The organism is Rhodococcus sp. NPDC056960 (genome assembly GCF_042674125.1).
Classification (GTDB): domain Bacteria; phylum Actinomycetota; class Actinomycetes; order Mycobacteriales; family Mycobacteriaceae; genus Rhodococcus_F.
Genome location: NZ_JBHURF010000005.1, coordinates 75649 through 89367 on the forward strand (window position 1 = coordinate 75649; position 13719 = coordinate 89367).

At 69.5% G+C, this 13719-nt stretch carries 12 protein-coding genes; 3 read left to right on the forward strand and 9 right to left on the reverse strand.

Translation table 11 applies throughout. The annotated features are described in order from the left end of the window. Window positions 1-25: 25 nt before the first annotated feature. The 5 genes from ACFTWF_RS09450 to ACFTWF_RS09470 all read right to left on the reverse strand — a co-directional run bounded on the left by ACFTWF_RS09450 (window position 26) and on the right by ACFTWF_RS09470 (window position 4877). Window positions 26-1000 (reverse strand): R2-like ligand-binding oxidase, encoded by a 975-nt coding sequence (locus ACFTWF_RS09450; protein ID WP_378460975.1) that lies wholly within the window; start codon window positions 998-1000, stop codon window positions 26-28. 150 nt (window positions 1001-1150) lie between these two features. Next, complete coding sequence (locus tag ACFTWF_RS09455) at window positions 1151-1921, reverse strand: alpha/beta fold hydrolase (RefSeq protein ID WP_378460976.1); 771 nt, start codon at window positions 1919-1921, stop codon at window positions 1151-1153. A gap of 40 nt (window positions 1922-1961) precedes the next feature. Next, window positions 1962-2345, reverse strand: coding sequence for a VOC family protein (locus ACFTWF_RS09460; protein ID WP_378460977.1), 384 nt, complete (start codon window positions 2343-2345; stop codon window positions 1962-1964). Window positions 2346-2493: 148 nt separating this feature from the next. Then, window positions 2494-4047, reverse strand: coding sequence for a DNA polymerase Y family protein (locus tag ACFTWF_RS09465; protein WP_378460978.1), 1554 nt, complete (start codon window positions 4045-4047; stop codon window positions 2494-2496). Then, a complete protein-coding gene (locus ACFTWF_RS09470) occupies window positions 4044-4877 on the reverse strand; it encodes a hypothetical protein (RefSeq protein ID WP_378460979.1) in 834 nt (277 codons plus the stop codon). Before ACFTWF_RS09470 ends, ACFTWF_RS09465 begins: the two co-directional genes overlap by 4 nt. 202 nt (window positions 4878-5079) lie before the next feature. On the opposite strand from ACFTWF_RS09470, the gene ACFTWF_RS09475 reads away from it, so the two are divergent. After that, window positions 5080-6291: a serine/threonine-protein kinase gene (locus ACFTWF_RS09475; protein ID WP_378460980.1), complete on the forward strand. Its 1212-nt coding sequence runs from the start codon at window positions 5080-5082 to the stop codon at window positions 6289-6291. 12 nt (window positions 6292-6303) lie between these two features. On the opposite strand, the gene ACFTWF_RS09480 is transcribed toward ACFTWF_RS09475, so the two are convergent. Further along, entirely contained in the window at window positions 6304-6963 is a 660-nt protein-coding gene (locus tag ACFTWF_RS09480) for a response regulator transcription factor (RefSeq protein ID WP_009479420.1), read from the reverse strand. A 65-nt stretch (window positions 6964-7028) separates the two neighbouring features. Further along, a complete protein-coding gene (locus ACFTWF_RS09485; protein WP_378460981.1) occupies window positions 7029-8381 on the reverse strand; it encodes a PspC domain-containing protein in 1353 nt (450 codons plus the stop codon). Between the two features lie 68 nt (window positions 8382-8449). Here ACFTWF_RS09485 and ACFTWF_RS09490 point away from each other — a divergent pair, with 68 nt between their 5' ends. Beyond that, window positions 8450-9907: a PspC domain-containing protein gene (locus tag ACFTWF_RS09490; RefSeq protein WP_378460982.1), complete on the forward strand. Its 1458-nt coding sequence runs from the start codon at window positions 8450-8452 to the stop codon at window positions 9905-9907. Then, a complete protein-coding gene (locus tag ACFTWF_RS09495; RefSeq protein WP_378460983.1) occupies window positions 9900-10127 on the forward strand; it encodes a hypothetical protein in 228 nt (75 codons plus the stop codon). The genes ACFTWF_RS09490 and ACFTWF_RS09495 overlap by 8 nt, the downstream gene beginning before the upstream one ends. A gap of 53 nt (window positions 10128-10180) precedes the next feature. Here the strand turns inward: ACFTWF_RS09495 and guaA are convergent, their stop codons facing one another. Beyond that, window positions 10181-11752, reverse strand: a complete 1572-nt coding sequence (gene guaA / locus ACFTWF_RS09500) for a glutamine-hydrolyzing GMP synthase (RefSeq protein WP_378460984.1) — start codon at window positions 11750-11752, stop codon at window positions 10181-10183. Window positions 11753-11815: 63 nt separating this feature from the next. After that, window positions 11816-13558, reverse strand: coding sequence for a GMC family oxidoreductase N-terminal domain-containing protein (locus tag ACFTWF_RS09505; RefSeq protein ID WP_378460985.1), 1743 nt, complete (start codon window positions 13556-13558; stop codon window positions 11816-11818). Window positions 13559-13719: the final 161 nt, after the last annotated feature.

Here is a 13719-nt window from a genome sequence, read left to right on the forward strand (position 1 = left end):
GCCACCCGCCACCGCGGGGCGTTCCTCAGCCCGCGGCCTCGGACATCGCCTGGGCGTCCTCCTCCCCGAACTTCTCCTCGAGCGCCTCGGGCGAGTAATCCAGATCGATCTCCTCGACCGGGCGTCCCCGTGCGGACTCGATCGCGCCCAGCCTGCGCTGTGCCCGATCCGCCGCGTAGTCGATGAATTCCTGGTCGTCGAGGCCGTACGGCTGCACCTCGAATTGCTTGTTGACCCAGTCGATCATGCCCAGTGCCATCGGCATCAGTTCCGCCATCCGCTCCTGGACGACCCCCCAGTTGCTGTCGTCGGCGGCCACGTGCCTGCGACACGTGAACGTCCCCCACGCCATGTGGCGCCGTTCGTCGTCGCCGATCCTGCGGACGAGTTCCTGCATGCCCGGCAGGATCCCCCTCGTCGTACACACCTTCTGCCACGCGTAGTACCCGGTGAGCGCAAGGCTGCCCTCGATGACGTGGTTGTAGGTGACGCTGGCCCGCACCTGATTGGCCGGGCTGGGATCGGTCTCGAGCACCTTCAGCGAACCCGGCAACTCCTCGTAGAACAACTGCCGGTAGAACGGGTTGTCGGCGACGAACGGGTGCAGGTCCCGGGTCAGGCCCACCGCGTCCATCCACAGCCGGAACACCTGAGTGTGTTTGGCCTCCTCGAAACAGAACTGCGTGAGATACATCTCGTCGCCGAAGCGACCCTCGGCAGCCATCGCCTTCATGAACGGCTGAATGTCCTCGGTGACCGCTTCCTCACCGGCGATGAACTGTGCGACCAGATACGTGGAGTTGCGCTGCTGCTCCGAGTTCAGCCCCTCCCAGTCTTCCGCGTCCCGGGTGAAGTCGAGGTCCGTGGGGTTCCAGAACTTGGCGTTGCCTTTCGTGAACAGACGCAACGGGAACGCGTCCCAGTTGAGTCCCCCGGCGCGGAGTGAGCTGAATCCCTGCCTGCCGGGCGCGTAGGGGCGTCCGGGCGTGAGTGTCGACATCGTGGGCCTTCTTCCGGACGTGCGGACACGTTGTCTCGACGCCCCGCAGTTTCGGGTGTTCGTCGCGACGGTGCGGTCGGTCCGAGCCCCGCTTCCGTTCCCACGCTAGTCCTGTCGGGACCGTCGCGGTTTACATTTTCCGACTTTTTGTCAGCCCGGTTCGGGCGTCGTCAGGAACGGCAGGACCGCCGCCGCGAACTCGTCGTACCGGTCGCGATGAATGCTGTGCCCGCCGGGAAACACCACCACCCGGCACCTCGGAATCGCCGCGACCGCGGACTCGAGCCTGCGGGGATCCACCATTCCGCCCGGGCCGCCCCGCAGGATGAGCGTGTCGGCCTCGATGTCCGGCAATCGGTCCCACCACAACGGATCCGGGCGGCGGAACTGCTCGATCGCGGAGCCCGTCATCGACCGATCGAAGGCGAACGCGGCCCGCGGATGACGGATCAGGCTCGTCGTCGCGTGCCACAGTTCCGGCAACGACGGCAGCCGGTTCGCGAAGACCTGCTCCGGGTCACCGGGCCGCAGCGGAAGCGGCGCCTCCTCGATCACCAGCCTGCGGACCAGCCCCGGGCGGGCCTGCGCCGCGAGCGACGCGGCATGACCGCCGAGCGAATGCCCGACGAGATCCACCCGGGCCAGCCCGAGGTTGTCGCACACCTCCACCACGTCGGCACCGAACTCGTCGAAAAGGTACGACGCGGCCCGCGCACTGCGACCGTGTCCCCGCAGGTCGAGCACGAGGACCCGGCGCCCACGGGCGACGAGCGCACGGGCGAATCGATCCCAGGTGCCGCCGTCACCGCCCATCCCGTGCACCAGGACCACCGGCACCGTTGCCGGTTCCGGGGATTCACCGCTGTCCCGGTAGGCGATCTCGATACCGGCACGCGTCGGGGTCGTCCTGCTCGTGTCCACGACAATCCAGACTAGCGAGTACGGACACCCCGGCCGCGGACTACCGGCCCGACCCGTACGGGCGGGTGATGATCTCCAGATAATGGCCCGACGGGTCGAGGAAGTAGACGCCCCGCCCGCCGTCGTTGGTGTTGATGGTGCCCGGCAGCGTCTGCCGCGGATCCGCCCAGTGGTCGAGCCCCCACTCGACGATGAGGCCGTAGATCCGGTCGAAGTCGTCCTCCCCGACGAGGAAGGCGTAGTGCTGCGGCGGGAAGTCGATCGGCGGCTCCGCGAAGTCGAGGGACACCCCGTTGTCGAGGGCGACCGCCAGGAAATGCCCGGCAGGCACGGCGTCCGGCAGTCCGAACAAGGTGGTGAAGAAGGTCGCCGATTCCTGCTTGTTCTTGGCGGCGACGATCGTGTGATTGAAAGAAATGGTCACAGTCGACCCTTTCTGGATCTGCCACGAGCCGACGATGCGGCTGTGGCCGGCCTCCATGCCTGACGCTGTCCGCCACCGGCACGCGACCCACTGCACAGCAAAGCATTTCGAACGGTCGGTTCGCAAGGGATGTCGGGGATCGCCGGTGTCACTCGTAGATTCCCTCCACCGACCAACGGCCCGCCGTGCAGATCACCAGCAGCGCCCGCGACTCCTCCAGCAGCACCTGGGCCCGGGCCGCCGTCCGGGCCGCCGGAGGGTCCCACCACCGCTCGTCCACTGGCCACGGTCCGGCCCATCCACACACCGCCCACTCCCGGCTCCCCCACCGCAACCGGGCAGGAGGCGCGCTGAACACACCCCGTTCCGTGACCGTCACGGCCGTACCCCGCTCGTCCGACATCCACACCTCCGGATGGGCGGTCAGTACCGCGGCAGGCGCCGGTTCCGGCAGCGTGCCCGGCCACGGCTCCGACGGATCGTTGCGGGGGATCAACTCGTCGCCCAACGGCAGCAACGTGATGCGCTCCGCCGGGCCCCGCCCACCGCTGAGGACCCCCACCTGCACGGCTTCCCCGCCGAGCAGTCCCTGCACCCGCACCAGAGCCCGCCGGGCGCGCTCGTCCTGATCGCCGACCCCACCCCACAGCCCCAGTTGCAGGGCGCCGGCCGCCACCACTTCCACCGGTTCGAGCCGCAGGACGGCGATACCGGCGGTGGGTCGCTTCTCGCTACGACCGGTCAGCCATCCGTCCAGCTGCCACCGCACCCGGTCGGCCGTGGCCTCCGGGGTCAACGGTTCCGCGCATCTCCAGATCCGGGACAGCTGCTCACCGTTGCCGGTGCTCGCCGAGATGGACAGCCGGGTGCAGGCCACCGCGGCGTCCGACAGCGTGCGATGAAGCTTCTCCGCCAGCGCGCGCCCCGCGAAGGCGGCGGCGTCGACCCGTTCGATCACGGGATCGCAGTGCTCCTCGACCTCCAGGTCGGGAGGCAGCGACCGGCCCGACGGGGGACGCTCCGGCTCGCCGCGTGCGGCCCGATGCGCCAGCACCGCATCGGTTCCGAACCGCGACGCCACATCGCCCGCCGACAGTGCGGCGAAACTGCCGATCGTGCGCAGCCCGAGCCGGTGCAGCAGATCGACCAGCTCACCGCGATGCGGCGCCGCGAGGCTCGGCTCGGCGGCCAGCTCCCTCATCGGCAGCGGCGCCAGGAAGGCCGCTCCCTCCCCGGCCGGCACGAGAGTTGCTCTGCGCGCGGCGATCACGGCCGTGGACAGCTGATCGGCGATACCGACCTGACACTCCACCCCCACCGCCGACACCTGATCCACCAACCGTTCCGCGGCGGCTTCCTCCGAACCGAAGTACCGGGCGACGCCGCGAGCGGACAGCACCACGAGACCGGGACGCAGCACCTCGACACCGGGCGCCACCGCGTCGACGGCCGAGGCGACCGGCTCGAACAGCCGCGCGTCGCGGTCGGGATCGGCTGTCACCACGTGCAACCGGGGGCACCGGGCCTGGGACTCGCGGCGGCGCAGACCTCTGCGCACCCCGTCCGCGCGGGCCGGCGCCGAGCAGGCGATCACCCGATTGCCCGACGTCACCGCCACCGGATGAGTCGGGGGGAGGTCCGCGGCCGCGGCTGCCGCGACGGCGGGCCAGTCCGGACACCACAGCGCCAGCACCCGGCTCACAGGCCCACTACCTCCGCTCCCTCGGGGACGGGACCGTTCTCGAGGGGCACCACCGGTTCCGGCGTGCTCACCCACTCCACCCTGCCCTGCGCCGACCGCACGTCCAGCCGGGTGGTGCGCGGCTGGAACGACCTCCCCCGAGCGCACACCGCCAGGCTGAGGGAACGCAATCGTCCGCATCCCCGGTCCTGAGATCCGTTGCCCAGCCCCGCATATCCGTGCACCCGGGCTTCCAGCCTCATCTCCGCACCGTCCCAGTGCCCGTCCGTGACGACCAGGGTCGACCCCTTGCTCCGGGCCCGGGCCACCACCGCACGCGTCCGGGACGGCGCCACCGATGCCCCGCCCAGTCCGAGCACCACCAGATCCATTCCGTCCAGCAGCACCGCGGCGATCTCCACCGGATCGGCGCCCGGGTCGGGGATCAGGGCCAGCCGTTCCAGTTGCGCGCCCATCTCGACCGCCGCCAGCACCCCGAGCCGGGGATGCCCGATCACCGCGACGTGGCCCCCGTCCGCGGTCACCGATGCGACCAGCCCCAGCAGGAGCGAAGTGGCACCCGACACCGACACCACCGAACCGCGCACCAGCCCGCCCCGGGGAAGGAGATCGGCCAGCGCAGCCGGAACCGGGAGCACCCCGGCGGCGTGGGAATCGGGAACCGCCGGGGCACCCGTCGTGGGACGCGCACTCTCCACCGGGGCACGGTTCGCCACCGACTCCCCGCGTGCGGGGACGGCGGCCATCCGGCGCCGGAGGAGGTCCAGACGCTCCTGCCGGGACAGCCCGGACAGCTCAGCAGACCCCGGTACCCCGGCCACTTCAGCCAACTCGACACCCCTGACACTCGGCACCAACAGCGGTCGGCAACCACGGGGAAGACGCGGCTCGAACAGACGCTTTGTTCGAACGTATTTTCGAACCCGTTTCAAGTAAAGCGGGTCGGTAGTGGCCCGTCAAGTGGACCCCGAACGGCCAGGTCAGGACCGTCGCGCATCCCGTGTCCGCGCAATCCTCTAACCTGAACGCGTGATGGAGCAGGAGCAGAGCGAGAGGGGCATCGGACCCGAATACCTGGTGGCCGGACGGTACCGACTGCGGTCCAAACTGGGCGGCGGCGGAATGGGCGCGGTGTGGCTCGCGCGGGATACCCTGCTGCACCGCGACGTCGCCATCAAACAGGTCACCACGACCGCCGGACTCGACCCCGACGAGGCCCGGCGCGTCCGCGAACGCACCATGCGGGAAGGGCGCAACGCTGCCAAACTCGCCCACAGTCATTCCATCGCGATGTACGACGTGGCACTCGAGGCCGGCGAACCCTGGCTGGTCATGGAGTACCTGCCGTCGCGCAGTCTCGCCCAGGCGATGAACATCGCCGACACCCTGCCCCCGCTGGAGGTTGCGCAGATCGGCGCGCAGGTGGCCGACGCGCTCACCGCCGCGCACGCCGCCGGGATCGTGCACCGGGACATCAAGCCGGGCAACATCCTCGTCGCCGACCGCGGCCGGGAACTCGGCACGGTGAAGATCAGCGACTTCGGAATCGCCCGCGCCAAAGGCGATTCCGCCGACAACACGAACGGGGTCATCACCGGCACACCGGCGTACTTCTCCCCCGAGGTCGCCCGCGGCCAGGATCCCACCGAGGCCAGCGACGTCTTCTCGCTCGGTTCCACGCTGTACACCGTCGTCGAGGGCCAGCCGCCGTTCGGGATCGACTCGGATTCCATTGCACTCCTGCACCGGGTCGCGAAGGCCGAGATCTACCGTCCGAGCAAGGCCGGACCGCTCACCGACACGCTGCTGCACCTGCTCGAACCCGACCCGGCGCGTCGTCCGACGATGGCCGAGGCCCGCGACGCGCTGGCCCGGGTGGCCATGGCAGGCGACGGCAACGTCGCGCACCTCGTCGGCTCGCCGGTCTATTCCGCGGACGGCACCATCCCGGCGTGGGCGCACCGCTCGACGCCGCTGCCCGATTCACGGCGGCGGACCAAGCTGGTGAGTTCCACCCAGGCCGGTCTGCCCGCGGTGCATCAGAGCACCCCGTTGAAGAATGTGCCCCGTCCGCTCGGCCGGCTGCAGTGGCCCCCGCGCCCCGCGAAACCCGCTCCGGGTGCGCCGGCCCCGACGGTCCGCGACCAGGTGGTGGCGTGGGCGCCGATCGCGATGGGTGTCATGGTCGCGATCCTGATCCTGGCTGTACTGGTGGCCGTGATCGTCCTTCTCGCGCAGCCCTGAGAACCGTCGACCTCAGTCGATCCGCCGGCGGTGCGCCCACCGGGTGAGCGCATTCCGGTTGGACTGCTGCGTCTTCCGCAGCACGTTCGACGCATGGGTTTCGACGGTCTTCACCGAAATCACAAGTTCCTCGGCGATCTCGCGGTATGTGTACCCCCGGGCGAGCAGCCGCAGCACTTCCAGCTCCCGCGGCGTCAGCGAATCGAGCTCCGGATCCAGTTGCGGCTCAGGAGCATTGGACCGTCCGGTGAAGGAGTCCAGCACGAAGCCCGCCAGTCGCGGGCTGAACACGGCGTCACCGCCGGCGACCCGGCGCACGCCGTCGGCCAATTCCGCTCCCGAGATCGTCTTGGTGACGTACCCCCGGGCGCCCGCGCGGATGACGGCGATCACGTCCTCGGCGGCGTCGGACACACTCAACGCCAGGCACACCGGACCCGACTCGATGCCCCGCAGCACCGCGACACCGCCCCCGTCGGGCATATGGACGTCGAGCAGCACGACGTGCGGTGAGGTGGCGTTGATTCCGGCCACCGCCTCCGCGACACCGCCCGCCTCGCCCACCACTTCCATGTCCGCCTCCCTGCCGAGTTCGGCGCGGACACCGGAGCGGAACACGGCATGATCGTCGACGAGAAAGACACGGTACGGGGGCGTTTCAGGCAAAGTCACTGCGGCTGGTCCTCGCGTGGGCGGTAGTGTCACCCCACTCTAGAGGCTGTCGCAGGATTTCCCGCTCATGCCGGCACGTCCTCGACGCCGGCACCGTCCGCGCCCTCGGATCCGCCCGCTCCCGGCCACGTCCGGCCGTTCCGCGGCATGTGAATTCGCACCTCGGTGCCCTTGCCGGGCGCGGACCGCACGTCGACGTGCCCGCCTCTGCGCTCGATCCGCCCCCGAATCGACTTCGCCAGCCCTTGACGGTCCGGGGACACCTCGTCGACGTCGAACCCGACGCCCCGATCCCGGACGAACACGCTGACCTGTTCGCGCTCGGCCTCGGCGAACAGGTTGATGTCCGTCTCACCGGAGTGCTTGGCCGCGTTGACCAGCGCCTCCCGGGCCGCGCCGAGCACCGCTGTGAAACTCTCCTTCGACAGTCCCTCGCCGGTGCCCTCGACATCGAGTGCCACGTCGCCCACGGTCACCGGTCGCACCGTGACACCGTGGTGGTCCTCCACCTCGCCGGCGATGATGCGCAGCGCCTCCGCGAGACTCGACTGGTCGGTGTCTCCCCCGCCGAACAACCACTTCCGCAGTTCCCGTTCCTGACCGCGGGCGAGCCGCGCGACCTCCTGCGGGTGATCGGCCTGCTTCTGGATCAGCGCCAGTGTCTGGAGAACGGAGTCGTGCAGGTGCGACGCGATCTCCTCGCGCTCGTCGTTGCGGATCCTGGCGGCGCGTTCCGCCCCGAGTGCGCGCCACAGCCGCAACCACAGGGGAACGGTCAGCAACCCGGCACCGACGAGGGTGACGACCACGGCCAGCAGCGACGACCGCAGCGCGTCGAAGTCGACCTGCGCGAGGATCACCACGCCGAGACCGGACACGATCAGTGTCACGCCGCCGAGCACCCGGGCCCACGTCAGGACGGTGGGACGCTGCGGCAACCCGATGACGGTCCGCGGCCCCTCCGAATCGAACTCGCGCCACACCAGCGCCGCACCCACCGCCACCACGATGATCGGCGCGATCACCGCACCGACCCGGCCGCTGAACAGCCACGACAGGGCGGATGCGCCGGCCAGTCCGATCGCGATCAGTCCGTACGCCCGCCGCCGCTCGGAGGCAGTGGGCTTCTCGGCGTCGGAGCCCGCGGCCGTGAAGATCCACAACAGCCCGTAGCCGACGATGCCCGCGCCGGCGAGTGCGGCCAGGCACGCGAACGCGACCCGCACCTTCATCACGTCGACGCCCAGCTGGTCTGCGATACCGCCGGCGACGCCGCCCACGATCCGACCGCCGGCCCGGCGTTCGAGCCGTGGCATGACGACACCGCCGGGCGGTACCGGCGCGGTCACTGCGGCCGCGGACGTGTTCGACACTGGGTGCACACCTTCGATACTGGCACGATCCCCGGGTGGCGGCATCAGGGTCAGACCCTGACTTCGACGCCCGCGACGGCCCACCCCGGGCGGAAAGATCAGGGTAGTTCCCGATGTACGCGCGCCACGCCGGCCGGAACGATGGTCGTATGAGCAATGGGAGCTTCCAAGAGCAGATACAAGATCTGTGGCGGACCCGACCGGTGCGGTTGCCCGGCCGCGGCCACGTCGCCGGTGTCTGTGCCGGAATCGGCTACCGCTACGGCGTCGATCCCGTACTGATACGAGTCGCGTTCGTCGTGTCCACCATTTTCGGCGGTGCCGGCGTGCTCCTCTACCTGGCGTGCTGGCTCGCCCTCACGAAGTCGGGCGACCCGGCCTCGCCCGCGGAGTCGCTGGTCGGACGCGGTCACAGCTCCGACTCGGGCACCAAGACCATCGTCCTCCTCGTCGCGCTGGCGATCGCCCTGAGCACCGTCGGACCTTTCGGCGTCGGCCTCGGCGGCTCCGGACTGATCAGCATGGCGCTCATGCTCGGTGGCCTGTGGCTGCTGTACCAACGGCAGCCGATACCCCCGCCGCTGCCGACCGGAGCCGTCGCGCCCGGGGTCGGGACCGGGTATCCCGGGACGAGCTTCTCGCCCGGCCAGTTCGGCGCCAACCCGTTCGGTCCGGGCACCTACGGTCCGGCCGCGTACGGTCCGTACACGAAGCTTCCCGACTCCTACACGCCGAGCACTCCGCCCGCCCCGGACGAGGGCCCGGCCGACGCCCCCACCGAGGTGCTGAAGCCCGACACCGCTGCCGCCCAGACGGATCCGGTGTCGTTCGAGAAGTCACCACCCCCCGATCCGCGGGTCGATACACCATCGGCCCCGTTCGCACCGCTCGAACCGAGGCCGCCGGCGTGGGATCCGCTCGGTGTCGCCCCGTTCGCCTGGGACCTGCCCGAACCCGCCAGGACCGTCACTCCCGCAGTACAACCGGAGCGCAGGCACTCGCGCCTGACCACCACGGTGATCGGACTGGCGATTCTCGCCGCGGCCGCGGCGACGGCGTTGTCGGTCGCCACCGGGTCCGACTGGTTGAACCCCGGCCGGATCGGGGCCGTCGCCCTCGCGGTCATCGGCGTGGGACTGCTGATCGGCGGCTTCCTGCGCAAGGGCTACGGACTTCTCGTCGTCGCGGGACCGCTGATCGGATTCGTGATCCTCGCGTCGATCGTCGGGGCTCTCGACCTGAGCCGCGACAACATGGGTGATCGAACGTGGACGCCGCTGACGACAGCCCAGATCGATCCCGCCTACTCCGGTGGATTCGGCAGCTTCACCCTCGACCTCCGGAACGTCACGCTCACCGAGGACAAGACAGTCGACGTCAGCGGACAGTTCGGTGAGGTCGTGGTGCTGGTGCCGCCCGGCATGAACGTCGACAACCACTGCACCGCCCAGTTCGGTGAGGCGCAATGCCTCGGGGAGGGTCTCGACGGCGGCGTCGACGGCACGGACGGTCACGTCCTGACCCTCAATGCCGATGTCCGATTCGGAAGTGTGGAGGTACACCGTGGATGACGTCGACGACACTCAGGACACCGGGCAGACCCGGACGCGGAAGCGACCGTCGCCGCTCCTGATCCTCGCCGGGGTGGCAGCGCTCCTCGTGAGCGGGTGGGCGCTCGTGGGGCCGTTCTCCCTCGACCCGCTCGCGAACGTCGAGTTCCGCTGGCTGTTCGTGCTGGCCGCGGTACTGGTCGGCCTGGTGCTCGTGTTCGCACCCAACCGGCGGAAATAGAAACGCACTACGCGGAGGCGCGGTGAGCGAACTCGCTCACCGCGCCTAGTGCGTCACTCCCACTCGATGGTGCCCGGCGGCTTGCTCGTGATGTCCAGCACGACCCGGTTGACGTCGTGCACCTCGTTGGTGATCCGGGTGGAGATCCGCTCGAGAACGTCGTAGGGCAGTCGCGTCCAGTCCGCGGTCATCGCGTCCTCGCTCGACACGGGGCGGAGCACGATCGGGTGCCCGTACGTGCGTCCGTCACCCTGCACACCGACGCTGCGGACGTCGGCCAGCAGCACCACCGGGCACTGCCAGATCTGACCGTCCAGCCCGGCGGCTGTCAGCTCTTCGCGCGCAATCGAATCCGCGTGACGCAGGATCTCGAGCCGCTCCTGGGTGACCTCGCCGATGATGCGGATGCCGAGCCCGGGACCGGGGAACGGCTGGCGCCCCACGATCTCCTCGGGCAGCCCCAGCTCGCGTCCCACCGCACGGACCTCGTCCTTGAACAGCAGCCGCAGCGGTTCGACGAGCGCGAACTGCAGGTCTTCCGGCAGACCGCCCACATTGTGATGGCTCTTGATGTTGGCCGTGCCGGTGCCGCCACCGGATTCCACGACGTCCGGGTACAGGGTGCCCTGCACGAGGAATTCGACCGTGTCGCCGTGGGCGGCGTTCTCGCCCAGCACGTCGCTGACCGCGCCTTCGAAGCTGCGGATGAACTCGCGGCCGATGATCTTGCGCTTGGTCTCCGGATCGGAGACACCGGCCAGCTCGCCGAGGAAGGTGTCGGCGGCGTCGACCGTGATCAGCTTCGCTCCGGTCGCGGCGACGAAGTCCTGCTCCACCTGCGCACGCTCACCCGCGCGCATCAGACCGTGGTCGACGAACACACATGTCAGGTTGTCGCCGATCGCCCGCTGCACCAGCGCCGCGGCGACAGCGGAGTCGACACCGCCCGACAGCCCGCAGATCGCCTTGCCGTCGCCGACCTGCTCGCGGACCTGCTCGACGAGGGCGTCGGCGATGTTCGCGGCCGTCCACGCCGGCGGAATGCCCGCGATCTCGTGGAGGAACCGGCTGAGCACCTGCTGGCCGTGCGGCGAATGCAGGACCTCCGGGTGGTACTGCACGCCGGCGAGCTTGCGGGCCCGGTCCTCGAACGCGGCGACGGGGGCGCCCTCGCTCGTGGCCGTCACCTCGAACCCTTCGGGCGCCTCGGTGACCGCGTCGCCGTGGCTCATCCACACGGGCTGACGGGACGGCAGGCCGTCGTGCAGCAGACCACCCTGCACCGTCAGGTCGGTGCGGCCGTACTCACGGGTGCCGGTGTGTGCCACCGTTCCGCCGAGCGCCCCGGCCATGGCCTGGAATCCGTAGCAGATACCGAATACCGGCACGTCCAGATCGAACAGCGCCGGATCGAGCTGGGGCGCACCGTCGGCGTAGACGCTCGACGGACCGCCCGACAGCACCACGGCGAGGGGATTCTTGGCCGCGATCTCCTCGACGGTCGCGGTGTGCGGAACCACCTCGGAGTAGACCTTCGCCTCACGCACCCGCCGGGCGATCAGCTGCGCGTACTGCGCGCCGAAGTCGACGACGAGGACCGGTCTCTGTTGCTCGATATCTGCCACCGGGTCAGTCTAATCGGCGCAGCTCCGTGGTCTGCGCGACCCCATGACCCGGCCACGCTGCCGCTATGCAACGCCGTGCTTCTGCGCGTCGGGCACCGCGGAGCCGCTGCGGATCTCGACGATCGGCAGCACCAGGGCGGCGGGGGCGCCCGCGGGCACGACCGGCGCGATCGGTGCGACCGGGTTCAGGCGCCGGTATCCCTCGCCCTGCGCCGGACGGAGGTCCTCTTCACCCTTGTTCGGCCACAGCGAGGCCGCCCGCTCCGCCTGCGCCGAGATCGTCAGCGACGGGTTGACGCCCAGGTTCGCGGACACGGCGGACCCGTCGACGACACTCAGCGTCGGGTACCCCCACACGCGGTGGTAGGGGTCGATGACGCCCTTCGACGGCTCCGACGCGATCGTGCATCCGCCGAGGAAGTGGGCCGTGAGCGGAATGTTGAACACGTCCCCCCAGGTTCCGCCCGCGCGGCCGTCGATCTTCTCCGCGATGCGGCGGGTCGCCTCGTTGCCCGCCGGGATCCAGCTCGGGTTCGGCTCCCCGTGGCCCTGCTTGCTGGTGACCTTGCGCCGGCCGAACAGTCCCTTCTTCGTGTACGTGGTGATGGAGTTGTCGAGGTTCTGCATCACCAGCGCGATGATGGTGCGCTCGCTCCACTTGTACGGGGTGAGGACCTTCAACGCCTTGGGATCCTTCGCCAGCTCCCGGAGGAACGTCATCCACCGCCGCCCGCCGCCGTCCGTCAGCAGGGTCTGCAGCAGGGCCATCGAGTTCGACCCCTTGCCGTACCGCACGGGTTCGACGTGGGTGTCGGCGGTCGGGTGGAACGACGACGTGATCGCGACGCCCTTGGTGAGTTCGAGCGCCGGGTCCACCTTGTTCTTGGCGGCGCCGAGAATCGACTCGGAATTGGTGCGGGTGAGCACGCCCAGCCGGTCGGAGATCTTGGGCAGCGCGCCCGTCTCCTTCTGGTCGAACAGCAGGTGTTGCGTCCCCCACGTTCCCGCGGCCAGCACGACGTTCGCGGCGGTGTACGTCCTGCGGTTCCGGTTCTTCCGCGGACCGCTGCGGCGGGTGAAGACGTCCCACGTTCCGTCGGACGCCTCGCGCAGACCGCTGACCGTCGTCATCGGGATGATCTCGGCGCCCGCCTTCTCGGCGAGACCCAGGTAATTCTTCAGCAGGGTGTTCTTGGCGCCGTGCCGACATCCGGTCATGCACTCGCCGCATTCGATGCACCCCGTGCGGTCGGGGCCGACGCCGCCGAAGTACGGGTCCGGCACGGTCTTGCCCGCTTCACCGAAGAACACACCGACCGGGGTCTGGATGAACGTGTCGCCCACACCCATGTCCTCGGCGACCGACTTGATGATCTCGTCGGCGGGGGTCATGTGCGGATTCTGGACCACTCCCAGCATCTTCCGGGCCTGCTCGTAGTACGGCGTGAGCTCGTCGTGCCAGTCGGTGATGTGCGACCACTGCTTGTCCTGGAAGAAGGAGGCCGGCGGCTTGTAGAGGGTATTGGCGTAGTTGAGCGACCCGCCACCGACACCCGCGCCGGCGAGGATCAGGCAGTCGCGCAGCAGGTGGACGCGCTGGATGCCGAAGAATCCGAGGGCCGGCGCCCACAGGAACTTCTTGACGTCCCAGCTGGTCTTCGCGAAATCGGCGTCGGCGTAGCGGCGGCCCGCCTCGAGGACGCCGACCTTGTAGCCCTTCTCCACCAATCGGAGCGCGGTGACGCTGCCACCGAATCCCGAACCGACTATGAGGACGTCGTAATCCGTTGCGCGCTGCTTGCTCATCACTCGACCTCCAACGAAACCTGAGTTATTACTCGCCAGTATGCACCCCGCGATTGTGACAGCTGCCACAAGGGTTGCCTAACTGTAACGCCAGGTATCAGAAACGGTCGCGGTACCCGCAAACGACCGTCGCCCGATGCCTCATCGGTGCAGTTGAACTG